Genomic DNA, 23,718 nt, shown 5'->3' with positions numbered 1-23,718 from the left:
GGTGTGAATTCTTTCTGCTTTAGGGCCAATCAAAATTTATCGTTATGATATTCGAATGACAAAAAAAATATTTACTTACTCAAAAGAGCAATTTCAACAAATTATAAAAGATACCCTCGCTGACGCCAAAGCTTTAGGGGCGACCGATGCTGCAGTCGAGATCTCTGAAGGGCATGGTTTATCGATCAGTACGCGTTGTGGAGAAATTGAAACCATAGAACAAAGTGTCGATAAATCCATGGGAGTCAGTATCTACCTTGGGTACAAAAAAGGCAATGCCAGTACGAGTGATTTTTCTGAGGCGTCATTGAAAAGAACAGTGCAAGCTGCTTACGATATAGCAAGATTCACAGCCGAAGATACCTTTTCAGGGCTTGCTGAGGGTGAACTTTTAGAATTGTCGCCAAAAGATTTAGATTTATTCCATCCATGGGAGCTGTCCGTTGAAGAGGCAGTAGAGATTGCACGAAAGGCTGAGGCAGCTAGTTTTGCTGTCAGTAAATTGATTACGAATAGTGATGGTGCGACAGTCGCATCGAATCAAGCGCATTTTCAGATGGGGACTACCAAAGGCTTCTTAGCTGGCTATCCATTTTCAAGACACTTTATTTCTTGTGCACCGATTGCGAGTAAAAGTAAAAAACAGGGTAGTGCCATGCAACGAGATGATTGGTATACCTCTTCTAGAATGCCTCAATCCTTGGCGAAGCCGGAAGAAATTGGTGCCTACGCCGCCAAGCGCGCTTTGTCTAGGCTGAATACCCGCACTATTAAAACCCAAAAATGTCCTGTGATTTTTGAGGCACCTTTAGCAGCAGGGCTTCTTGGTAGTTTCGTGCAGGCTGTTTCAGGTGGATCTTTATATAGAAAATCGAGCTTTTTACTTGATTCATTAGGAAAACAAATTTTTCCAAAACATATTCAAATTGATGAAGATCCTCATCGTCCGCGTGAGACTGGCAGTACCCCGTTTGATGATGAAGGGGTTAAAACTCGGAAGAGAATCGTAGTGGATGACGGCATATTGCAGGGATACTTTTTATCAACCTACTCAGCTAAAAAATTAGGCATGCAAACTACCGGTAATTCTGGGGGGTCTCATCATTTACGACTTCGAAGTAAGCTTACCTCAGTAGATCAAACTTTAGATGATTTATTGCAACAAATGGGTACTGGTTTATTAGTTACTGAGGTGATGGGGCAAGGGGTCAATTATGTAACGGGAGATTACTCCAGAGGTGCCTTTGGGTATTGGGTCGAAAATGGACAAATTTGTTACCCCGTGGAAGAAATTACTATTGCAGGAAATCTTAAAGAGATGTTCATGAATATTGCGACGATTGGTGGTGACAGCTTGGTTCGTGGCACAAAAGAAACAGGCTCAATCCTCATCAATGAAATGATGATCGGTGGAAGTTAAGCGACTAGGTTTCGCTGGTAGGTTATAAATGAATAAGCCGGAAAAGACTCGCCTGGCTTTTGAGGGTTATCTTGAGAAGGGTAATCTTCCCGATCTACAATCCTCCACCTTGAGTCAATTTTTGGAAAAAAGGCATCACCTGCAACCTCAATATCCACTTCTGTAATAATTAATTGGTCGACGAGGGGCAGAGCCTGTTCGTAAATCTGAGCGCCACCAATCACAAAGACCTCACTAGCACCCTTACACGCCGCAATCGCAGATTCTAGAGATGAAAAACACTCAGCTCCAGAGAGTTCTATATCAATCTGCCGACTAATGACGATATTTCTACGGTTCGGTAAGGGCCTACCAAGAGAGTCCCAAGTTTTCCGACCCATGACTATGGGATGTCCAGTTGTAAGCGCTTTAAAGTGCTTTAAATCGGCTGGAAGATGCCATGGTAATTGATTATTGATGCCAATCACACCTGATTTTGAACGCGCGACAATAATGCTTATAGCCAAAATAATTTCCTAAATAGCTACAGGCGCTTTAATCGCAGGATGACAAGAATAGTTAATTACCTCAAAGTCTTCGAATTCATAATCAAAAATCGAATCTGGATGACGTTTAATGACCAGTTTTGGTAAAGGATAAGGATCTCTGGAAAGTTGTAAATCGACTTGTTCTAAATGATTGAGATACAAATGGCAATCGCCACCAGTCCAAACAAAGTCACCTACGTCTAAATTAGTTTGTTGCGCAATCATATGCGTTAGTAAGGCATAACTAGCGATATTAAAAGGCACTCCTAAGAAAATATCCGCACTACGTTGGTAGAGTTGGCAAGATAACTTACCGTCAGCTACATAAAACTGGAAAAAGGCATGACATGGAGCAAGAGCCATTGATGGAATATCTGCAACGTTCCATGCAGAAACAATCAATCTTCTCGAATCAGGTGTTTTCTTAATTTGGTCAATTAATTGCGTAATTTGGTCAATATGCCCACCATTTGGGGTTGGCCATGAACGCCATTGATAACCATAAATTGGACCAAGTTCGCCATCTTCTTTTGCCCATTCATTCCAAATAGAGACACCGCGATCTTTAAGCCAATTATTGTTCGTACTTCCTTGCAAAAACCAAAGCAGTTCGTGAATGATTGACTTTAAGTGAACTTTCTTGGTGGTAACCAAAGGAAAGCCAGCAGACAGATCAAAACGCATTTGATGACCAAAGACTGAGAGCGTACCAGTCCCTGTGCGGTCCGTTTTCTTGGTGCCATGTTCTAAAACATGGCGCATCATGTGTAAATAAGAGTCCATAACTAATTCTAATTGATTAATCGGTTGAATTTAATAATCTAACCGATTTTTACAATCAATCGAAGGTTGGGGTTTCAACTCCTAAAACTTTGTGGAGTTTAGGTGAGGTAGTGGTGTACTGTAAATGAACCTTCTTATCAGGATACATATATTCTTTTGCAGCAAAAGCAGCCAGGGCTGCTTCATGAAATCCTGAAAGAATCAATTTCTTTTTACCTGGGTAGGTATTGATATCACCGACTGCGAAGATTCCCGGAATATTAGTGGCAAATTTTTCCGTATCGACGACGAGTTGTTTACGTTCGATATCTAATCCCCAGTCCGCAATTGGGCCTAATTTGGGAGATAAACCAAAGAAAACTAATAACATGTCGAGAGGAATCCGACGTGTTACACCATCAGTTCCGGTGAGTTTTATATGAGATAAAGAATCACCATTTTGCTCAAAGCCAGTGATCTGACCCACTTCAAACTGCATTTCATACTGTTCGCAAAGGTCTTTCATTTTAGCCACGGATGCTGGCGCAGCTTTAAAGCCATCGCGACGGTGAATTAAGATGACGCTCTCAGCCTTACCTACAAAGTTGAGGGTCCAATCTAGAGCTGAATCGCCACCACCAACTATGACTAAGTTTTTACCCATAAATTGGTCTGGGTTTTTAACACGATAAAAAAGTTGTTTGTTTTCAAACTGCTCAATGCCGTCAACTTTGATCGTTCTAGGCTGGAACGAACCAACTCCTGCGGCGATAAAAATTGTCTTGGTCAAAAAGCGTGTTCCAACTGAGGTTACCAAAATAAATCGGCCATCATCTTGGCGGGATACTTCAACAACTTCTTGATTTAAGTGAAACGTAGGACCAAATGGTTCTATTTGTTTGAGAAGGTTATCAGTGAGTTCTTGACCTGTACAGACTGGCACTGCTGGAATATCGTAAATCGGTTTATCGGGGTACAACTCAACGCATTGGCCACCAACCACTGGCAAGGAATCAATCACATGAGCTTTTATTTCTAATAGACCAAGTTCGAAAACCTGAAAAAGACCTACAGGACCAGCTCCAACGATAACAGCCTCTGTTTCGATTGTTTCTGATAGGTTGAATTGGGGGGTGTTAAGTTCTGCCACGAAAATTTCCTAGATACACAAAAAAGATTTTACAAGTCACTTCGGTTTTAAGCTGAGTGGAGGTTTGCATCAAACTATTTTGCAAACCTGTCAGATTAAAGACAATCAATCTTAGCGAATGAGTAACTCGAGTTTATTCTTTACATCTTTAAATTCATCAGCATCAGGGAGTGATGCCTTCGATTTAGTAATTGACTTCCACTTACGAGAAAGTTCAGTATTTAGCTGAATAAATGCTTGCTGGTCTCCAGGCACATCATCTTCCGCATAAATCGCATTAACAGGACATTCTGGAACACAAACAGCACAATCAATGCACTCGTCTGGATCGATGGTTAAAAAGTTAGGACCTTCTCTGAAGCAGTCGACAGGGCAAACATCGACACAGTCGGTATATTTACATTTGATACAAGCTTCGGTGACAACGTAAGTCATGTGATGTATAAAGTAGGTTGAAAAACATATTTTAGCCGAGAATATTGTGTTTCGGCAAAAACACTGTGAAATTCGTTATACATTGTTGTGATTTACATATTACGTTGTGAGAAAAATGTCCTTTAAAATCTAATTTTTTCTGTTGAAGAAAGTCTGCTTATGAATTCTAGTAATACTCGCCCTAAAATTCTAGTTGCCCGTAGGATTTTCCCTGAGGGGATTGAAAGACTAGAGGCTATCTGTGACATTGATTATGTTGATCAAATCGAGCCTTTGACTAAAGTTGAATTAGCCCAACGTTTAATTGGTAAAGATGGGGCACTCGTGACTGGTAGTGAAAGAATTGATGCCGATACAATTAAAGACGCAAAAGCACTCAAAATCATTTCCAACATCGCAGTAGGGTTTAATAATTTCGATGTTGAAGCCCTTAATCAAAGGGGGATTATTGGCACTAATACTCCTGACGTTCTAACAGATACAACTGCCGATATGGGATTTGCCTTGTTAATGGCAATTTCAAGAAGATTATCTGAGGCAGAGAGATGGCTTAGAGACGGTCAATGGCATCATTGGGAAATGGGACGTATGTTGGGTGTAGATATTCATCACTCAACCCTTGGGATTATGGGAATGGGCCGGATTGGACAAGCCATTGCAAAGCGGGGTTTAGCGTTCGGTATGAATGTCATTTATTACAATCGTAAACCTTTATCCAAAGACCTTGAACAAGCCTGTCAAGCTACCTATGTAGATAAAGAAACCTTATTAAAAAATGCAGATCATGTGATGTTAGTAATGCCATACTCTGCAGATAGTCATCATTTCATTGGTGCTAAAGAATTAGCAATGATGAAGTCCACGGCAACTCTTGTGAATATTGCAAGAGGCGGGATCGTAGATGATAACGCTTTGGTGGAGGCGCTTCAACGGAATCAAATATTTGGTGCTGGACTTGATGTTTATGAAGGGGAGCCTAAACTGCATCCAGGTTTACTCGATTTACCGAATGTGGTTTTAGCGCCCCATATTGGTAGTGCAACAGAAAAAACTCGTTATTCGATGATGAATCTTGCGATTGATAATTTATTAGCAGGACTTGCGGGTCAGAAACCAAAAACGATGATTAATCCTGAGATTTGGGGTAAGTAATCTTTAATTTTGGCTTGAGTTTTCTTTGGAGGTAGGTTGTTCAACTGGAATTTCTTTTAAGTCCAGCTCAATCCCTCCAAATTTACCAGCAACCCAGTTGTAAACTTTACACGCCAACCAAAGAATAGAAAAACCAAAAATAACGTTTAAAAATACCCCGTAAAGAACCACAAATAGAGGGATTTCGCCGTATCGAAAATAGGCGTCAAAGAAGAATAAGCCAATGATTGGTAATGAAAAACACAAATAAACTAAAACTAAGGTTTTAGCCGTATGTATGGGGTCAACTGAAATGATTTCTCTCTTACTACTGCTCATAACTACAATCCGGTTTGTGGTAACGATGGCGTTATAAAATTTATTATTGTAGGAATTATATTGGAAATGTTACAAAAGCATTTCTATATTTACCAGAGCACCTTCTTCTATCGAAGAAGTTTGGGCAGATAAGACAATTAAGCAATCTGCTTGACTCATTGAGCTAAGAACACCTGAGCCTTGATTTTTATAGGGCTCAACCCATAATTGGCCTGAGAAATCAGTTGAAAGCCGCGCTCTCAAAAACTCTGTCCGACCAACCCGTTTTTTAAAAGGAACTTTCAATTTTGCAACAAGTGAAACTTTTTTAGTTGTATTAGCACCACTTAAAAACTCAATCATGGGGCGCACAAATTGTAAAAAAGTAATCATGACTGCTACAGGGTTGCCAGGTAAGCCAAATAAAATAGATTCACTTTTGGGTTGGACTATTTTGCCAAATGCCATGGGACGTCCCGGCTTAATCGCTAGAGTCCAAAAAGCCACATCTCCTAACTCTCGCATTACATGTTTTGTGAAGTCTGCTTCTCCAACAGAAACACCCCCTGAAGTAATAATGATATCCGCTTGATCTGCTGCCTTTGAGAAGGCAATTTTGAGAGCCTCTGCATCATCTTTGACGATACCAAAATCTAGTAATTGGATATTTAGGTCATGTAATAGGCCAATTAAGGTAAATCGATTACTATCGTAAACTCGCCCTGGTAATAAGGGTTCCCCTAGAGGAGTTACCTCGTTTCCAGTAGAAAAGATGGCAACCTTTAATTGATCGTAAACCTCAACATCACTCAAACCCATGGATGCAAGCATGCCCAGATCGCTTGCCTTTAGACGCCGACCTTTGGATAAGACAATTTCTCCAATCTTTAAATCTTCGCCCATCATTCGACAATTTTCATGTCCACGAATCTTATTTTTGGGGAAGGTAATGACAGCATTTTCGTGCTGAACCCACTCTTGAGGAATGACCGTATCACAAACAGGTGGCAGAAGAGCGCCGGTCGTGATTTGGATTGCTTGGCTTGCGGGCTGAAAGTTCGAAAAATCCTGCAACATATCGCCGGCAAATTGTTTGCCAATCACATTTAATTGAATTTCTGACAAATCACCCTGAAGCACCTGGCTGTGAAAGGCATAGCCGTCCATGGCCGAGTTATTAGCAACTGGTACATTCATTGAGGCTTTTATATCTACCGCTAAGACTCTACCAAAAGCTTCTTCGATGGGAATTTTCTTAACCTTTAACTGACTCAAGCGGGTTTGTGTGTAGCCACGCATGAAGTCTAACGCGGCATCTAGACCTAATGACTTCGGGTTAAATAAATCAGATCCAAGCTTACTTTGCCACTCGTCTTGAAAAGTATCTAAGGAGGGAAGTTTACTGGGCATCATAGCAAGCTTTGTTCAATTTGCAATAACTCTTCAGGAGTATTGATATTCAGAAAGGCCTTAGGATCGTCAAATAGTACTTTTTGATGTGATAAGGAAGCAAACCATCGATCAATTTTTCGTTGTCCAGTTTGTAAAAAAAGATTCAAGCTTTCTAAAGTCGTTTTTTTTAATAAACAAAAGACGGGATGAACTTGTTCCTTACCATTCTCAATAGTCATCGCATAAGTGCAGTCAACTTCGGATTGAGTCATTGCTTGTGAGAGTCTTTCGACTAAATCAACTGGAAGTAAGGGGGTATCGCAGGGAAGGATGAGCACGTAGGGCGTTGAGGCTTTGGTTAAACCAACCTGAAATCCAGCCAGAGGTCCAGGGTAGTCAGGGGTTATATCACTTGTGACAGGCCAGCCAAAAATTTGATATTGGTCAATATGTCGGTTCGCATTCAGTAATATAGAGCCCACTTGATCTTTGCAACGATCAATTGCCCAGGCAACGAGTGCTTTATTTTGAAGTCGGATCAGTCCTTTATCTTGCCCGCCCATCCGTTGAGCTTGCCCACCACACAAGATTAATGCAGTAATCTCTTTTACATCAATTTTTTTCACTAGCCACCTATATAAGACATTTCAACTTTTGCATGAGAAATTTCTCCTGCATGAATTTTGCCTCTCAGTTCAGAATAGCGATCTTGCCTTCCCTGCCAAATATTTGCAATCGCATTACTAATTTCAAGATCGCTTACATTGGTTCTTAACAATTGCTTTAAATCAAAACCAGTGTTAGCAAATAAACAGAGAAATAATTTACCTTCCATCGAAATCCGTGCTCTAGTACAAGTGCTACAAAAGGCCTGAGTAACGCTAGAAATAACGCCGATTTCACCAGACCCATCTACAAATTGCCACTTTTGCGCAACTTCCCCAGAGTATCCTTGCTCAACTGGGACAATTGGGTATTTTTCGTTAATTAAATCTATCACTGATTGGGATGGGACTACTTCAGACATTTGCCAACCATTTGTATTTCCTACGTCCATATATTCGATAAAACGTAAAATTACGCCACTATTTCGAAAATGCTCGACCATGGGCAAAATCTCATGTTCATTGACCCCTTTTTTAACCACCATATTGACTTTAATATTCTTAAAGCCTACTAGGGAAGCAGTTTCAATACTGTCTAATACATCTTGGACTGGGAAATCAACATCATTCATTTGACGAAATACTGCATCATTGATACCGTCTAAACTCACTGTTACTCGACTGAGGCCAGCGTCAAATAGGGCCTTTGCTTTTTTCTGTAGAAGACTTCCATTGGTCGTAAGTGTCAGGTCAATAGGTTTTCCCGAGGGAGTCTTCATGACACTGAGCATACTTACGAGATCTTCAATGCCTTTTCTTAACAGAGGCTCACCACCTGTCAGACGAATCTTTTCAACACCATGACCAATAAATATTCCCGCAAGGCGGATAATTTCCTCAAAGCTGAGTAACTCTGACTGACCTAAATAGTTATATTGTTTTGTGAAAATTTCCTTTGGCATGCAATAGGAACAGCGAAAATTACATCGATCAGTGACAGATATTCTCAAGTCATGTAATAGTCGACCATGGGCATCTTGCAATAATCCTACCGGAGCTTTTAGCTCCTTTGGAATGATGGGTAGGGTGGTAAAACTACTCTTTAAATCATCGAGTGATGTAATCGGAATAGTTTTACTCATTTTCAAATTATCTAGTTAAGTGCAATCAATTACTTTAATTCAATAGCGCGCTCTTGACCGCCAGTTTCAACCAAAATCATTGGCCCTGAGGGGAGTTCTGCTGAGGGTTTGATCACTCTTGGGACATGAATGGGCTTTGGTTCAGCAGCAATTTGCGCCAAAACTTCTTCGTGTTTGACAGGATTTGTATCTACCCAAATGAGACCAACTTGATTTAACACTTCATCTAAGCTAGAGCGATCTAAGATGGTTGGGACGACTTGCGGTAAGGCTTTCACTTTTAATGCTACTGGCTCAGGTTTAGGAGTATTAATCACCGTTGAGCTAGGTGGAGTCTGGATAGTTGCCACTTGCTGAATTACGGGAGTAGCCTCTTGACTTATTACAGCCTTATTTTCTTCAGCTATGGAACTCTCAGAGATTACTGAGGCCGTTGATGATGGATTGGTTAATCCAGACTCGAACTCTCTAGCCTTTATTTCTTGGACCACAGGTGCAGAATCACTTACTGCTTGAGTATCACTAGTGGTTCTTGCTTGAACCGACTCAGGACTTGTTTCTTGATTTGTGCGATCTGCTTTATCTCGTCCGCGGTTTCTATTGCGACGGTTACGGCTCTTACGTTTTTCTTCACCAGTCTCATTCGTAGATAAATCCGTGGTTTGAGCAGTTCCAGTATCACTAGTATCGGTATTCGTTTCATCAGCACCTGACTCGCGTGGCTGGTTTTTACGGCCCTCATTACGTGGATTTGCATTACGACGTCCATTACCCCGATTTGTTTCCGCTTTATCGGATGTAGCTTCAGTTGTTGATGGATCTATGACTGCATCTTCATCAGTGGTTTTATTGACACGATTACCAGAGTTACGTCCCTTGCCTTTTCCTCTTCTAGGATTGGGATACTTAGGTTTAGGAGCCTCTACAACTACTACTGGGGTTGGTGCTACTGGCTTACTACCACCAAATAATTTTTTGATAAAGCCAATGATGCCAATACTCGGAGTATCTGCCGTAACTTGTTGCGCATTTACTTTTGGAGTTGATGCAGGAGCCGGTTGACTTGGCGTGATTCCCTTTACAGCAGCTACAGGACTTGGTTTGATATCTTGTGCGCGACGACTAACAATCGTATCTTCTTCCATTGCTTTTGATACTTCTTCAGCAATCGCATAACTTGCTTGTAGGTTGTCTAAACGTGGATCGTCGTGTTTTAAGCGCTCTAGTTTGTAATGGGGAGTTTCTAAATACTTGTTCGGAATTAACAAGACATTGACTTTCGAGCGAGACTCAATCTTGATTACTTCAGAACGCTTTTCATTTAATAAGAAAGCTGCTACATCAACGGGGACTTGACAATGAATAGCCGCCGTATTCTCTTTCATACTTTCTTCTTGAATAATACGCAGGACTTGAAGAGCTGAGGATTCCGTGTCGCGAATATGGCCTGTCCCTGTACATCTTGGACAGGTTACATGGGTTCCTTCCGATAAAGCAGGTCGGAGTCGTTGACGAGAAATTTCCATTAAACCAAATTTGGAGATTTTTCCAGTTTGAACCCTAGCACGGTCATGTTTGAGGGCATCTTTAATTCGATTCTCTACGTCCTTTTGACTTTTTGGCGATTCCATATCAATGAAATCGATCACAATTAAGCCACCCAAATCACGTAATCGCATTTGTCTTGCAATCTCGTCCGCTGCTTCTAAATTGGTTCTAGTAGCTGTTTCTTCAATATCAGAGCCACGAGTCGCACGGGCTGAGTTCACATCAACTGAAACTAGCGCTTCAGTATGGTCAATCACAATTGCCCCGCCAGATGGTAAATTGACAGTTCTGGAATAGGCAGTTTCAATTTGATGTTCTATTTGAAAGCGAGAAAAGAGGGGAACGTCTTCTTGGTAACGTTTGACCCGGTTCATGTTGTCAGGCATTACCACTGACATAAATGACTGAGCTTGCTCGAAAATATCTTCCGTATCGATCAAAATTTCGCCGATATCGGGTTGGTAATAATCACGAATTGCTCGAATCACCAAACTTGATTCTAAATAGATAAGTAATGGAGCTGAATTAGATTGTGCTGCAGAATCAATAGCAGTCCACAACTGCATCAAATAACTCAAATCCCACTGTAATTCTTGCGCATCACGGCCAATACCAGCAGTTCTAGCAATAATGCTCATGCCATTCGGGATTTCGAGTTGGGCCATTGCTTCGCGTAACTCTTGACGATCTTCGCCTTCAATACGACGAGAAACTCCACCACCTCTAGGATTGTTCGGCATTAATACCAAATAACGACCTGCTAGGGAGATAAAACTAGTGAGGGCTGCCCCTTTATTGCCACGTTCTTCTTTTTCTACTTGGACAATAATTTCTTGACCTTCTTTTAAAGCTTCCTTGATAGTTACTTTTTTAAGGTCGACACCTTCAGCAAAATAACTACGAGCAACTTCTTTGAATGGCAAGAAGCCGTGACGCTCTTCTCCGTAATTAACAAAGCAAGCTTCGAGGGAAGGTTCAATTCGAGTAATTACACCTTTATATATATTTCCTTTACGTTGTTCACGGCCGGCTGATTCAATATCTAAATCTACTAGTTTTTGACCATCTACAATCGCTACGCGTAACTCTTCCTGTTGAGTTGCATTAAATAACATTCTTTTCATATCTATTCCTTAGTAGAAAGGGCATGTGTCTAGAAGAATGTTCAACAGATACATCATCGCAGATTGCGAAATTTAACAAGGTAGTGATGTATTTATCTCTTGCCTTGCATGTGCTAATAAATATTCTTGAATCTATTAGCGAAAGGATGCTCGCCCAGTTAGCTTAATTTGAGTAACTTATGGCGTTCAATTAAAATCTGTTAACAACTCTTTGCTGGCAACACGCTAGCTTTCATTTCTTCTCCTCATTTCAACAAGGGGGGAGTTACCTTGGGGAATTATTTGCCTTCCCTAGCTATAATGTTATTCTTTGGTCTAATGTAGCAAGAACACAATGATCAGAAATTTAATTGATCCTGTTAGTTCTCTATCGCACACATTGTCTTGACAATAACCCTCTGATTATATGTCAAAGTTGCGCTGAAAAGTAAATCAATTCCGATTACCATATTAATAACTGTTTAAAAAGTTCAACCATGTCCGAAAATTCTGTCCAATTTATTACCATTTCCCCGGAAGAGGAAGGGCAGAGACTAGATAATTTTCTGATGAAATGGGGTAAAGGGGTACCTAAAAGCCATATTTATCGCATTATTCGCTCCGGAGAAATCCGAATCAATAAAAAAAGAGCCGATGTGACTAGTCGAATTGTGGCGGGGGACATCATCCGAATTCCACCAATTCGGGTAGCTAGTCCAGAAAGTCCAGCAGTTGTATCAGCGGTTAGTATTCAAAATGCTGACAAAATGGTACAAAATCTGCCAATCCTTTATGAAGATGACGCCTTATTAATTGTTAATAAACCCTCTGGTATTGCAGTTCATGGGGGTTCTGGAATTTCTTTGGGTTTAATCGAGGCCTTGCGAATGGCTAAACCTGAATTGAAATTCTTAGAGCTAGTGCATCGTTTAGATCGAGATACCTCCGGAATTTTGATGCTAGCCAAAAAAAGAAGTGCTTTAACGATCTTGCACGAGGATATTCGTAACGGAAATATGGATAAACGCTATATTTTTGTGGCCCATGGATCTTTTTCTGAAGGACTTGGCCATATTCCCTTGAAATATCCACTTCATAAATATATTTTGGCAAATGGCGAAAGACGCGTTAGAGTGGAAGATTTTGGTCAAGCTAGTCATACAGTGATAAAATTTCTCAGCCAGGCTCACGGAGGCAAGTGTTTTGTCGGAGAAGCCCAATTACGAACTGGTAGAACACATCAAATTCGAGTTCATTTACAACATCATGGATACCCTATTTTAGGTGATGATAAATATGGTGTTTTGGAGTTGGACAAAGCAGTAAAGGCAAAGAGACTTATGCTACATGCCTATAAGTTAGCCATTACGCACCCACTTACAAAAGAAAAACTCAATATTTCCGCACCTGCACCAGAAGGCTTTGAAATTCACCATGGAAAATAATTGCATTATCCAGTTACTTGGAAAGGGTCATTGATGACACAAAATACTAAAAAATTTGAAATGGTGATTTGGGATTGGGATGGCACCATCATGAATTCCACCCCAACTATTGTGGAATGTATGCAACAGTCCTGCCGTGATTTAGGAATGCCCGTACCATCAGACCAAATGGCAAGTCATGTTATTGGCCTTGGAATTATCGAATCGATTCGTATTGCTATGCCAACAGTTGCTGAAGCAGATTATCCTCTCGTTTTAGAGCGTTTCAGGCATTATTACCTTGGGAAAGACCACGAACTCATCTTATTTGAAGGAATACGAGAGTTATTAAGTGATTTAAAGGCAAATGGACACATATTGGCAGTGGCAACTGGAAAGCCGAGGGTCGGATTAAATCGATCCCTAGATAATCATCAATTGAATGATTTATTCCATGACTCTAGAACCGCCGATGAAACCCGTTCAAAGCCACACCCCCAAATGCTTCTAGAATTAATGGAAAAATGGGCTATACCTGCTCATAAAATTGTCATGATTGGTGATACCACCCATGATCTAAAAATGGCGAAAAGTGCTGGTGTGAGAGCGATCGGAATGACCTATGGTGCTCATTCTACTGAAGAACTGATGGCGCATGAACCCCTAGCTTGTTTTGATAATGTAGACGATCTTCGCCGTTTTTTAATGGAATAACGATTGAAAATTCACTCTAATCGTGCAAAATTTACTGGATTACTTAAAATAGTTGAATTAACTAGGGATAGATATGACTACAAATGACGCTAATTGGGAAAAAACAGCCCTAGAAAACTTATTGAAAGAAAATTTAAAAGAACGTCAGAGTAATCGTCGTTGGCGTACTTTTTGGCGTTTGTTGGGGTTGGCAATTACGATTGCGCTGGTTTATTCCTACTTTGCCCCTTTTAAAAAAAGTGCCTCTGTACTAAGTCACCATACTGCTTTGATTAAATTAGATGGTGAAATTTCTAGTGGAACTTCGGCTAATGCCTCCGATATTATGATGGCGTTACAAAATGCCTTTGAAACTCCAGAAGTTGGCGGTGTCATATTAAAAATTAATAGCCCTGGTGGTTCTCCCGTCCAATCTGGCATGATTTATGACGAGATGATGCGCTTACGAAAAGCAAATCCCGAAAAACACCTATATGTTGTCATAGAAGATATTTGTGCTTCAGGTGGGTACTATATTGCTGCAGCTGGTGAAAAGATTTTTGTGGATAAAGCTAGTTTGGTTGGTTCTATCGGGGTTATTATGGCTGGATTTGGGTTTACTGGTCTGATGGACAAGGTTGGAGTGGAACGCAGAGTCCAAACAGCTGGAGAAAATAAAGCCATGTTAGACCCCTTTATGAAACAGAATCCGAAAAATACCCAATCGATACAAGCTATGTTGGATGAAATCCATCAGCAGTTTATTAAGGCTGTCAAAGATGGTCGTGGTACGCGCTTGAAAGAGACACCTGATATGTTTAGTGGCATGGTTTGGAATGGATCAAAGGCAGTCGAGCTGGGTCTAGCTGATGATTTTGGCACGGTTGAATCAGTCGCCAGAGATGTAATTAAATATACTGATGTGGTTGATTACACGCAAACAGAAAATGTTGCTGAGCGTTTAGCAAAAAGATTTGGGGCGACTTTAGGCAATTCTTTTGCTAGTGCATTACAAAAAGTTGACCTAAAGTAACTTCGTCTTAAAAATCCAATCAAAACAGAAGTCAAGCCTGCATTAGAAATACTGCAGGCTTTTTTTCTAGATATTTAATTTGTGGTGATTGGTTAGACCAAGCTTTACGCCATTCACCAATTGTTTGACTCACAATCGACTCATCCGCCAATGTCAAATGGGTAGCGATACATAATTGCGTATTGGAATGTAGTGTTTCGATGCAACTTTCTAGCATCCCTAAATTTCGATAAGGGGTTTCAATCCAAAGTTGTGTGGCATGATTTTTTTTCGATTGTGATTCGAGTGCCTTTAACTCTTGGGTTCTGTCAAAAGGTTTGATCGCTAAATAGCCATGAAACATAAAGCCTTGACCATTCATGCCGCTTGCCATTAAAGCTAGCATTAGAGAGCTGGGTCCAGTAAGTGGTTTGACTGGAATCTTTAAACGATGAGCTAAGGCGACGATTTCAGTACCAGGGTCTGCTACTGCTGGAAGTCCAGCCTCCGAAAGTAGTCCAAGATGGTGACCTGATAGAAGAGGTTGTAATAGATGATTGACATCAATTTTAGAGCTAGGGCCTGACCACTCGACCATCTTCATTTCTTGTATGGGCTTAATCAAAGGGTAAACAGAGTTAACCGCTTTTAAAAAAGATCTAGCCGTTTTGGCATTTTCCACAATCCAATATTCAAGCTGACTCGCCTGTTTTGTTACTTCGTCAGGCAGTACATAGGGAAGCTGTTCTTCTCGAGCTTCATCGCCTAAGGTATTTGGAATTAAAAATAAGGTACCTTTGTTCATTTAGAGCTCGCCGGGGGAGGAAATAATTGAAAGCCAACTGACATTAATAGGCCAGTTAACTGAATAAGGGGAAGACCAATAATGGCAGTTGGGTCAGTAGATTTCATTTCTGACAGTAATCCAATGCCTAAACCTTCTGCTTTAGCACTACCAGCACAATCATAAGGCTTTTCAGTCAAAAGATAATTCTCAAGCGTTGCTTCATCGAAATCTCGAAAAGATACTTCAGTGTCAACACAGGTATACAGGGTTGTATTCGACTTGAGTTGCATGAGGCACATCCCTGTTCTAAAAATGACCGTTTCTCCTTGCATCATTTGGAGTTGTGCCAAAGCCCGATCATGTGTCAGCGGTTTACCAATTGCTGCGCCATGAAAGTCGGCAACTTGATCCGATCCGATAACCCAAGCATCTGGGTACTGCTCGCTAATACAGCGAGCCTTGAGATGGGATAATCTTTCAACCAATTGGGTCGGAGATTCACCAATTTTGGGGGTTTCATCGACATTCGGAGAGTAAACTAAAAAGGAAACGTTCAAACGTTCTAACAATTCTCTCCTATACTTAGAAGATGAAGCCAATATCAGAGTCTGTTCTTTCATATAAAAGGACTTAATTTTATGAACCAAAAACAAATTATCGCTCAAGAGTTGCATTCTACTCAGAGCGCATTATCCAATATCGATTTTAAAAGTGGCCAAACCTTTAAAGGTCAGGGAGAGTTTCCCCTTGAAAGTTTTCCTCGACTACTTCTGGAAATGCCGCTAGCGCAACGCCAGAATTCTTACAAAGTCGAGTGGGAATGTTTATCTTGGATTGATGTTTTGCCTACTGGACAAGAACAATATCGCTTAAAAATTAAAGCGCTGACAACAATACCTCTAACTTGCCAGCGTTGTCTTGATGATTCTTTACAAAATATTGAAGTCAATTCTCAGTTTGTTCTTTTGAATACGCAAGCTGAGGTAGATGATTTTCCGCTAGAAAATGATGATGAAGATGCCCTGTTGAATGCATACGAATTCAATCTTTTTGAATTAATTGAAGATGAATTACTTCTTGCTCTTCCTTTAGTACCGAAGCATGCAGATCAACATTGTCAGAAGTATCTTATAAATATCTCGGAGCCAAGTGAAGCGCAATTAGATGAAGTTGACGACTTAATAGACCCAAAGACAGGCAAGTTGAACCCTTTTTTACAACTCAAAAAGCTTAAATTGAACTAATCATTGAAAAAAATCTCGCGAAATGTATCAAGTAATGCTAAAATATCGGATTGTTTAGGAGTTAAATATGGCCGTTCAACAGAATAAAAAATCCCCATCCAAGCGTGGCATGCACCGTGCACATGACTTTTTAGAAAGCCCTTCTTTGGCTGTAGAGCCAACAACTGGCGAAGCCCACTTACGTCATCACGTTAGCCCAAATGGCTATTATCGTGGTCGTAAAGTTGTCAAAACTAAAAACGATTAATTTCGCGCAATCTCCGATTTCATTTCCGGTGATAATGAATTAATGAATTCTCTAACAGGATTCATAACAGCTAAACAACAGGAGCAATCTTCGTTGGGTGTTCATTTTTTAATACGATGACAGTTACTATCGCCGTTGATGCAATGGGTGGTGACCATGGTATATCTACCACTGTACCCGCTGCGATTGATCTACTAAAAGAACATCCTAATTGTCGGATTCTTTTGGTCGGTCAATTAGAGGCCATTCATCATGCCCTTAAAAAAATCCCTAATGATTTAAGAGATCATGTCACCGTAGTAGAAGCTGCCGAAATAGTGGCTATGGATGACTCGGTTGAAGTTGCCCTTCGTAAGAAGAAAAACTCTTCAATGAGGATTGCTATCGAGTTGGTGAAGGACGGTCAGGCAGATGCCATTGTCTCAGCTGGAAATACCGGAGCACTGATGGCTATTTCACGTTATCTTTTGAAAACATTAGAAGGTATTGATCGTCCAGCAATCTCTACGCGTATGCCCAATCAAAAGGGTACCGGAACAACTGTGCTTGATTTAGGTGCCAATAGTGATTGTGAAGCCTTTCATTTATTGCAGTTCGCCCAAATGGCAGATGTGATGGTACGTGTAATTGATGGTAAAGAAAGACCTTTAATTGGACTACTTAATATTGGCGAAGAGGTTATCAAGGGAAATGAAGTTGTAAAACAAGCAGGGATTCTACTGCGTAATAGCACTTTAAATTTCCACGGTAATGTTGAAGGAAACGATATTTTCAAAGGTACCACTGATGTGGTAGTTTGTGATGGTTTTGTTGGCAATGTCGCACTTAAAACTAGTGAAGGTTTAGCTAGTATGATTTCACAGATGATTAAAGAAGAATTTGGACGATCTTTATTGACCAAGTTTTTATCTTTCTTAGCACTTCCAATCTTACTGCGCTTTAGAAAAAGGGTAGATCATCGGCGATATAATGGCGCAATGTTACTTGGCTTGAGGGGACTTGTCATCAAGAGTCATGGTTCAGCAGATCGTTATGCTTTTTACATGGCTTTGACAAGAGCCTATGAGGCAGCCAATAATCATATGGTTGAAAAAATTGCTAAGGCATTTGATCAAATTGAAAAACAGAAGGTGGATGAAGCTTCTAGCACACCACCCATCTCCTCCACTAACGCTATTAGCTAATCCTTAGATAATTTATTTATGGCTACTTTTGCAAAAATCGCTGGAACCGGAAGTTATTTGCCCGAGCAAAGAATTGATAATGAAGAGTTAGCTCTAATGCTCCTGAAGGATGGGATATTAACGAGTGATGAATGGATTTTTTCGCGAAGCGGGATTAAGGCGAGACATTTTGCACAAAAGAACCAAATGGCCAGTGATTTAGCTGTCCTCGCAGCAAAAAACGCTTTGAGTGCAGCGAGTCTTGAAGCAAGTCAAATTGATTTAATTATTTTAGCGACATCAACGCCAGATAATTTGGGTGGTTTTCCTAGTACGGCTAGTTCAGTTCAACATAAATTAGGTATTACTTCAGGTTGCGGCGCGTTCGATGTTCAGGCTGTCTGTTCAGGTTTTATTTACGGTACTCATTTAGCCAACGCTCTGATTAAAAGCGGTGATCATCAACGTGTGATGGTCATTGGTACAGAAGTCTTTTCTAGAATTCTTGATATGAAAGATCGAACTACCTGTGTTTTGTTTGGAGATGGTGCTGGTGCTGTGATTTATGAAGCTTCCTCTGAGCAAGGGATTATGAGTTCAGCAATCCATTCTGACGGTTCCCATCAGCAAATATTATGCGTTCCTGGATACATTGGTCACGGTGGAATACAAGGTTCTGCTTATTTAACGATGGATGGACAAGCAGTCTTTAAGTTGGCAGTAAAAATGTTGGAAAAAGTTGCCACTGAGGTGTTGGAAAAGGCACATTTAAGTACCAATCAGATTGATTGGTTAATTCCCCATCAAGCGAATATTCGTATTATGGAGGGAACTGCTAAGAAATTGGGTATTCCACTTGAGCAGGTGATTGTGACCGTAAATGAACATGGCAATACCTCAGCCGCCTCCATTCCATTAGCGCTAGATACTGGTATTCGTGATGGTAAAATTACGCGAGGTCAGAATTTACTATTAGAGGGTGTTGGTGGTGGATTTACTTGGGGTGCAGCTTGTATCCGATACTAAGCGGCCTTTTATAAAAACAGTGATGCAATCGGAAAATTAAACTTAGGGTTTTACTCCTACAAAAAATGGTTTTTAATAAATGACTCAAAAATTAGCATTCGTTTTCCCAGGACAAGGTTCCCAATCAGTTGGGATGTTAAATGGTTTTGCTGACAACGCTTTGGTGCAGCAGATTATTAGTCAGGCGAGCCAAGTATTAGGTCAAGACTTAGGCCAATTAATCCAGGATGGGCCTGCTGAAGCTTTAGCTTTGACAGAAAATACTCAGCCAGTCATGTTAATTGCTGGAGTTGCTATTTACCGCGCATGGATTGAGGCTGGTGGTCAAATACCCGATTTTATGGCAGGTCACAGTTTAGGTGAGTACACCTCTTTAGTGTGTGCTAATAGTTTAGACTTCACGCAAGCAGTTCCACTTGTCAGATACAGGGCGCAAGCAATGCAAGAGGCTGTTCCCGTTGGGTCTGGTGGTATGGCAGCAATTATCGGCTTGAGTGACGAAATCATCGTGAATTTATGCCTAGAAGTTTCTCAAGAAACAGGCTTTGTCGTGGAACCAGTAAACTTTAATGCCCCGAATCAAGTCGTTGTTGCTGGACATATTCAAGCCATTAATCGAATCATCGAAATAGCCAAATCTGCTGGCGCAAAACTAGCGACAAAGTTGCCCGTTTCTGCACCATTTCATTCTAGTTTGCTATTACCGGCTGCTGCGAAATTAGAAAAACATCTCACCGCTATTCAATTTCATCAACCGGCTGTTCAGGTAATTAATAATGTGGACGTAATGATCGAAAATGACCCATTGAAAATGAAAGATGCCTTAATTCGCCAGTCTTACTCCCCGGTGAGATGGGTTGAAACGATCGAAAAAATGGCTGATTTAGGTGTGAATCACCTAGTTGAGTGTGGCCCCGGTAGAGTTTTAGCCGGTCTTGTTAAGCGCATTGCTCCACAAATAAAGATACACGGTATTTCAGATCCACAAACAATTCAAACTGTTTTATCCGAGTTAAAAAATTAATTGTTAAAATTCAAAGCTAAATGATGAATAATCTATTCGAAGGTCAAATTGCAGTAGTAACTGGTGCCTCTAGAGGAATCGGTAAATCTATTGCACAAAACTTAGCCAGTCAGGGTGCCCTAGTCATTGGCACCGCGACAACTGCAACTGGTGCACAAAATATTTCTGACTATTTAAAAAATAGTGAGACTATCGCAGTAAGTGGTCTCGGTGAGGTGCTCAATGTAACTGAACCTCAAGCTTGCGAAAATTTTATTGATAAAGTGGTCAAACAATTTGGCGGTATTAATATCCTTGTTAATAACGCAGGGATTACGCAAGATCAGTTAGCAATGAGAATGAAGGATGATGAGTGGAACTCTGTCATTGATACAAATCTAAATGCAGTATTTCGACTGTCAAAAGCGGTTTTAAGACCAATGATGAAAGCCAAGGCTGGGAGAATTATCCACATCACTTCAATAGTTGGTCACAGTGGTAACCCTGGTCAAGCAAATTATGCCGCGGCCAAAGCTGGCGTTGCTGGAATGAGTCGTGCACTGGCAAGAGAGATTGGTAGTCGAGGTATTACGGTGAATTGTGTCGCACCTGGCTTTATCGACACAGATATGACTAGAAGTTTGTCTGAAGATCAGCAAAATGCATTAAAGGTAAACATCCCATTAGGAAGACTTGGAAGCCCTGAAGACATTGCTCACGCAGTCTCTTTTTTGGCCTCTGAAAATGCTGGATATATCACTGGTACGACTTTACACGTCAACGGTGGTTTATATTTAGCCTAATGACTTTTGAAAATGATAAAATAATTTTAATTTAACAACATCCCCGGAGGGAAAGCATGGATAACATTGAACAACGAGTAAAGAAAATCGTAGCTGAGCAACTTGGCGTAACAGAAGCTGAAGTTAAAAACGAATCATCATTCGTTAATGACTTAGGTGCGGATTCACTTGATACCGTTGAATTAGTGATGGCTTTAGAAGATGAGTTTGGAATTGAGATTCCTGACGAAGAAGCTGAGAAGATTACTACAGTTCAGTTAGCAATTGATTTTGCATCTTCGAAAGCTCAAGGCTAATCCGTGTCTTATCCAAACAACCGACGACGTGTCGTTGTCACCGGTTTAGGTCTTATTAGTCCCGTTGGAAATGATGTAGATTCTGCCTGGAACAATTTACTGCAAGGTAAATCTGGTATTGCCACGATTTCAAAGTTTGATTCCAGTGGCTTGTCAGTCCATTTTGCAGGCGAAGTAAAAAACTTCAATATTGAAGACTATCTTTCAGCAAAAGAAGCCAGACATATGGATACCTTTATTCATTTCGGTATCGCAGCTGGGACGCAGGCATTTAAGGATAGTGGGATTGAAGTGACTGAAGCCAATTCTGAACGAATTGGTGTTTTAGTTGGTTCAGGTATTGGTGGTTTGCCAATGATTGAACAAACGCATCAAGAGTTAATTACTCGTGGTGCAAGACGTATTTCTCCCTTTTTCGTGCCTGGTTCCATCATTAATATGATTTCAGGTCATCTCAGTATTAACTTGAATCTTAAAGGTCCCAACCTCTCTGCTGTGACTGCCTGTACCACAGGTCTTCATAGTATTGGGTTAGCCGCTAGATTAATTCAATATGGAGATGCCGATGTAATGATTGCTGGCGGAGCTGAGTCAACTGTTTCGCCGCTCGGTATTGGTGGTTTTGCTGCAGCTAGAGCTCTATCATTACGTAATGACGATCCAGCAACCGCTTCAAGGCCATGGGATGTCGATCGTGATGGCTTTGTTTTAGGTGAAGGCGGTGGGGTTGTCGTACTTGAAGAGTACGAACATGCCAAAGCACGTGGAGCTAGGATTTATGCTGAAGTAGCTGGATTTGGTATGAGTGGTGATGCTTACCATATGACAGCGCCGAATATGGATGGTCCAAGAAGATGTATGCTTAATGCAATCAAGGATGCTGGCGTCAATTCGGAAGAAATTGGCTATATCAATGCTCACGGTACATCGACACCATTGGGTGATAAAAATGAAACTCAAGCAATTAAAGCAGCATTAGGTGATCATGCCAAAAAGCTCATCGTCAATTCTACAAAATCGATGACGGGTCATTTGCTTGGTGGGGCTGGTGGTCTTGAATCCGTATTTACGATCTTGGCCTTGTATCATCAAAAATCTCCCCCAACGATTAATATTTTTAACCAAGATCCAGAATGCGATTTAGACTACTGTGCAAATACAGCTCGAGATATCAAATTAGATGTTGCGGTTAAAAATAACTTTGGATTTGGTGGTACTAACGGTACGCTAGTTTTCAAAAGAATTTAAAATAGTTGAATGTAAACAACTATTTCTTGATAAAACCAACGTTCTATGAATAAAGTTAGTAAATTCAACAAGTTATCTCATTTTTTCTTTGCCTTAGTGATGGCGTCAAGTTTGCTTGGCGTTGTCAAAGCTCAAAGTGACTCTACAAATAACCTTAATAATTTAAGTTCAAATCCAAAAAGATTCCTTGACTTCGCCGATTTAGTAGAAAAAGCGAGTCCTGCTGTTGTCAATATTCGTACAACCGAAAAGGTGATGGTTTATCAGATGCCATCTAATATTACGCCACAGGATCAAGCAGAGTTTTTCCGCCGTTTTTTTGGTATTCCACTCCCTGTACAACCTCAACCAACACCTCAACAACGTCCACAGCAACAACAAGCACCGCAGGCGCAAGAACAAAATCGCGGTACGGGTTCAGGCTTTATCTTGGATTCTAGTGGATATATCCTAACAAATGCTCATGTGATAGAAGGTGCAACAAATATCTATGTAACCTTGACCGACAAAAGAGAGTTTAAGGCAAAATTAATTGGGTCTGACCCAAGAACAGATGTAGCGCTTGTTAAAATTGAAGCAAAAGATTTACCGAAATTACCCATTGGCGACTCTTCCAAGGTAAGGGTAGGTGAGTGGGTTTTAGCAATTGGATCTCCTTTTGGTTTAGACAATACTGTTACTGCCGGTATTATTTCTGCCAAAGGGCGTGAGACAAACGATAGTATCACCCCATTCATTCAGACGGATGTTGCGATTAACCCCGGAAACTCCGGCGGTCCACTGATTAATACCAAGGGAGAGGTAATCGGTATTAACTCCCAAATTTATAGCAAATCAGGTGGTTACATGGGAATCTCATTTGCGATTCCAATTGATGAAGCGATTCGTATTTCGGAACAGTTAAAGTCTAATGGTCGAATTGTTAGGGGTAGGATTGGTATTACTATTACAGAACTGACAAAAGAATTAGCAGAATCGATGGGCTTTAACCTTAAATCAAAGGGCCTTTTAGTTCGAGGAATCGAGGCTGGTGCCCCTGCTGCCATGTCAGGAATTGAAGTTGGTGACGTAATTGTGAAGATTAACGATCGTGAAATCGAAAAAACAATTGACCTAACCAGGACTATTAGTGACATCAAACCAGGAAATCGGGTAAAAATTCAAGTTTGGCGTAAAGGCAATATTCGAGAAATCAATGTGATGGTCGTTGAGGTAGATGTGCCTCGCCGTCCTTAAAGC

24 protein-coding genes and 1 pseudogene are annotated in these 23,718 nt (G+C 40.7%); 14 read left to right on the top strand and 11 right to left on the bottom strand.

Annotation, left to right across the window (positions count from 1 at the left end):
* Positions 1–55: 55 nt before the first annotated feature.
* Positions 56–1,420 carry a metalloprotease PmbA gene (gene pmbA, locus AOC35_RS06750; RefSeq protein ID WP_108646363.1) on the top strand — a complete coding sequence of 455 codons (1,365 nt, stop codon included), beginning with the start codon at positions 56–58 and terminating at the stop codon, positions 1,418–1,420.
* On the opposite strand, the gene AOC35_RS06745 is transcribed toward pmbA, so the two are convergent.
* From AOC35_RS06745 to fdxA, 4 genes are all read right to left on the bottom strand, one after another.
* Positions 1,417–1,929 carry a dihydrofolate reductase gene (locus tag AOC35_RS06745; protein WP_108646362.1) on the bottom strand — a complete coding sequence of 171 codons (513 nt, stop codon included), beginning with the start codon at positions 1,927–1,929 and terminating at the stop codon, positions 1,417–1,419. The genes pmbA and AOC35_RS06745 overlap by 4 nt on opposite strands.
* Positions 1,930–1,935: 6 nt before the next feature.
* Entirely contained in the window at positions 1,936–2,730 is a 795-nt protein-coding gene (locus tag AOC35_RS06740; protein WP_108646361.1) for a thymidylate synthase, read from the bottom strand.
* A 55-nt stretch (positions 2,731–2,785) separates the two neighbouring features.
* On the bottom strand, positions 2,786–3,859 hold the full coding sequence (locus AOC35_RS06735) for an NAD(P)/FAD-dependent oxidoreductase (protein WP_245898446.1): 1,074 nt from the start codon (positions 3,857–3,859) through the stop codon (positions 2,786–2,788).
* 111 nt (positions 3,860–3,970) lie between these two features.
* A complete protein-coding gene (fdxA, locus tag AOC35_RS06730) occupies positions 3,971–4,294 on the bottom strand; it encodes a ferredoxin FdxA (protein WP_108646359.1) in 324 nt (107 codons plus the stop codon).
* Between the two features lie 159 nt (positions 4,295–4,453).
* Between fdxA and AOC35_RS06725 the strand changes: the two genes are divergently transcribed.
* The gene (locus tag AOC35_RS06725) at positions 4,454–5,446 is read left to right on the top strand and encodes a 2-hydroxyacid dehydrogenase (RefSeq protein ID WP_108646358.1); all 993 of its coding nucleotides are present in this window, start codon (positions 4,454–4,456) and stop codon (positions 5,444–5,446) included.
* A gap of 3 nt (positions 5,447–5,449) precedes the next feature.
* On the opposite strand, the gene AOC35_RS06720 is transcribed toward AOC35_RS06725, so the two are convergent.
* The 5 genes from AOC35_RS06720 to AOC35_RS06700 all read right to left on the bottom strand — a co-directional run bounded on the left by AOC35_RS06720 (position 5,450) and on the right by AOC35_RS06700 (position 11,554).
* Entirely contained in the window at positions 5,450–5,764 is a 315-nt protein-coding gene (locus AOC35_RS06720; RefSeq protein WP_108646357.1) for a hypothetical protein, read from the bottom strand.
* 69 nt (positions 5,765–5,833) lie between these two features.
* Positions 5,834–7,156, bottom strand: coding sequence for a molybdopterin molybdotransferase MoeA (moeA, locus tag AOC35_RS06715; RefSeq protein WP_108646356.1), 1,323 nt, complete (start codon positions 7,154–7,156; stop codon positions 5,834–5,836).
* Entirely contained in the window at positions 7,153–7,761 is a 609-nt protein-coding gene (gene mobA / locus AOC35_RS06710; RefSeq protein ID WP_245898445.1) for a molybdenum cofactor guanylyltransferase MobA, read from the bottom strand. Before mobA ends, moeA begins: the two co-directional genes overlap by 4 nt.
* Complete coding sequence (moaA, locus tag AOC35_RS06705) at positions 7,761–8,882, bottom strand: GTP 3',8-cyclase MoaA (RefSeq protein ID WP_108646355.1); 1,122 nt, start codon at positions 8,880–8,882, stop codon at positions 7,761–7,763. The genes mobA and moaA overlap by 1 nt, the downstream gene beginning before the upstream one ends.
* A 29-nt stretch (positions 8,883–8,911) precedes the next feature.
* Positions 8,912–11,554, bottom strand: a complete 2,643-nt coding sequence (locus AOC35_RS06700; RefSeq protein ID WP_108646354.1) for an Rne/Rng family ribonuclease — start codon at positions 11,552–11,554, stop codon at positions 8,912–8,914.
* A gap of 476 nt (positions 11,555–12,030) precedes the next feature.
* Here AOC35_RS06700 and AOC35_RS06695 point away from each other — a divergent pair, with 476 nt between their 5' ends.
* The 3 genes from AOC35_RS06695 to AOC35_RS06685 all read left to right on the top strand — a co-directional run bounded on the left by AOC35_RS06695 (position 12,031) and on the right by AOC35_RS06685 (position 14,683).
* Positions 12,031–12,978: an RluA family pseudouridine synthase gene (locus tag AOC35_RS06695; RefSeq protein ID WP_108646353.1), complete on the top strand. Its 948-nt coding sequence runs from the start codon at positions 12,031–12,033 to the stop codon at positions 12,976–12,978.
* Between the two features lie 33 nt (positions 12,979–13,011).
* Entirely contained in the window at positions 13,012–13,671 is a 660-nt protein-coding gene (locus AOC35_RS06690) for an HAD family hydrolase (protein WP_108648750.1), read from the top strand.
* A gap of 73 nt (positions 13,672–13,744) precedes the next feature.
* Complete coding sequence (locus tag AOC35_RS06685) at positions 13,745–14,683, top strand: S49 family peptidase (protein ID WP_108646352.1); 939 nt, start codon at positions 13,745–13,747, stop codon at positions 14,681–14,683.
* A 31-nt stretch (positions 14,684–14,714) separates the two neighbouring features.
* Here AOC35_RS06685 and AOC35_RS06680 read toward each other — a convergent pair whose 3' ends face one another.
* Positions 14,715–15,467 (bottom strand): SAM-dependent methyltransferase, encoded by a 753-nt coding sequence (locus AOC35_RS06680; protein ID WP_108646351.1) that lies wholly within the window; start codon positions 15,465–15,467, stop codon positions 14,715–14,717.
* On the bottom strand, positions 15,464–16,069 hold the full coding sequence (locus AOC35_RS06675) for a Maf family nucleotide pyrophosphatase (protein WP_108648749.1): 606 nt from the start codon (positions 16,067–16,069) through the stop codon (positions 15,464–15,466). Before AOC35_RS06675 ends, AOC35_RS06680 begins: the two co-directional genes overlap by 4 nt.
* Positions 16,070–16,087: 18 nt before the next feature.
* Here AOC35_RS06675 and AOC35_RS06670 point away from each other — a divergent pair, with 18 nt between their 5' ends.
* The 9 genes and pseudogenes from AOC35_RS06670 to AOC35_RS06630 all read left to right on the top strand — a co-directional run.
* Positions 16,088–16,693, top strand: a complete 606-nt coding sequence (locus AOC35_RS06670) for a YceD family protein (RefSeq protein WP_108646350.1) — start codon at positions 16,088–16,090, stop codon at positions 16,691–16,693.
* Positions 16,694–16,760: 67 nt separating this feature from the next.
* The gene (gene rpmF / locus AOC35_RS06665) at positions 16,761–16,940 is read left to right on the top strand and encodes a 50S ribosomal protein L32 (protein ID WP_108646349.1); all 180 of its coding nucleotides are present in this window, start codon (positions 16,761–16,763) and stop codon (positions 16,938–16,940) included.
* Positions 16,941–17,056: 116 nt separating this feature from the next.
* The gene (plsX, locus tag AOC35_RS06660) at positions 17,057–18,124 is read left to right on the top strand and encodes a phosphate acyltransferase PlsX (protein ID WP_108646348.1); all 1,068 of its coding nucleotides are present in this window, start codon (positions 17,057–17,059) and stop codon (positions 18,122–18,124) included.
* A gap of 18 nt (positions 18,125–18,142) precedes the next feature.
* Positions 18,143–19,129, top strand: a complete 987-nt coding sequence (locus AOC35_RS06655) for a beta-ketoacyl-ACP synthase III (RefSeq protein WP_108646347.1) — start codon at positions 18,143–18,145, stop codon at positions 19,127–19,129.
* 79 nt (positions 19,130–19,208) lie between these two features.
* The gene (fabD, locus tag AOC35_RS06650) at positions 19,209–20,153 is read left to right on the top strand and encodes an ACP S-malonyltransferase (protein WP_108646346.1); all 945 of its coding nucleotides are present in this window, start codon (positions 19,209–19,211) and stop codon (positions 20,151–20,153) included.
* A gap of 23 nt (positions 20,154–20,176) precedes the next feature.
* Positions 20,177–20,935, top strand: coding sequence for a 3-oxoacyl-ACP reductase FabG (fabG, locus tag AOC35_RS06645; RefSeq protein WP_108648748.1), 759 nt, complete (start codon positions 20,177–20,179; stop codon positions 20,933–20,935).
* Positions 20,936–20,991: 56 nt separating this feature from the next.
* On the top strand, positions 20,992–21,231 hold the full coding sequence (gene acpP, locus AOC35_RS06640) for an acyl carrier protein (protein WP_108646345.1): 240 nt from the start codon (positions 20,992–20,994) through the stop codon (positions 21,229–21,231).
* Between the two features lie 3 nt (positions 21,232–21,234).
* Complete coding sequence (gene fabF, locus AOC35_RS06635; protein ID WP_108646344.1) at positions 21,235–22,479, top strand: beta-ketoacyl-ACP synthase II; 1,245 nt, start codon at positions 21,235–21,237, stop codon at positions 22,477–22,479.
* 45 nt (positions 22,480–22,524) lie between these two features.
* Positions 22,525–23,694, top strand: a pseudogene (locus tag AOC35_RS06630) (Do family serine endopeptidase); the annotation flags it as partial.
* Between the last annotated feature and the right edge of the window lie 24 nt (positions 23,695–23,718).

Origin of the sequence: Polynucleobacter rarus (assembly GCF_003072505.1) — a bacterium.
Lineage (GTDB): Bacteria > Pseudomonadota > Gammaproteobacteria > Burkholderiales > Burkholderiaceae > Polynucleobacter > Polynucleobacter rarus.
The sequence above is the reverse complement of the archived record's forward strand: the minus strand, read 5'-3'. Positions and strand labels throughout refer to the sequence as shown.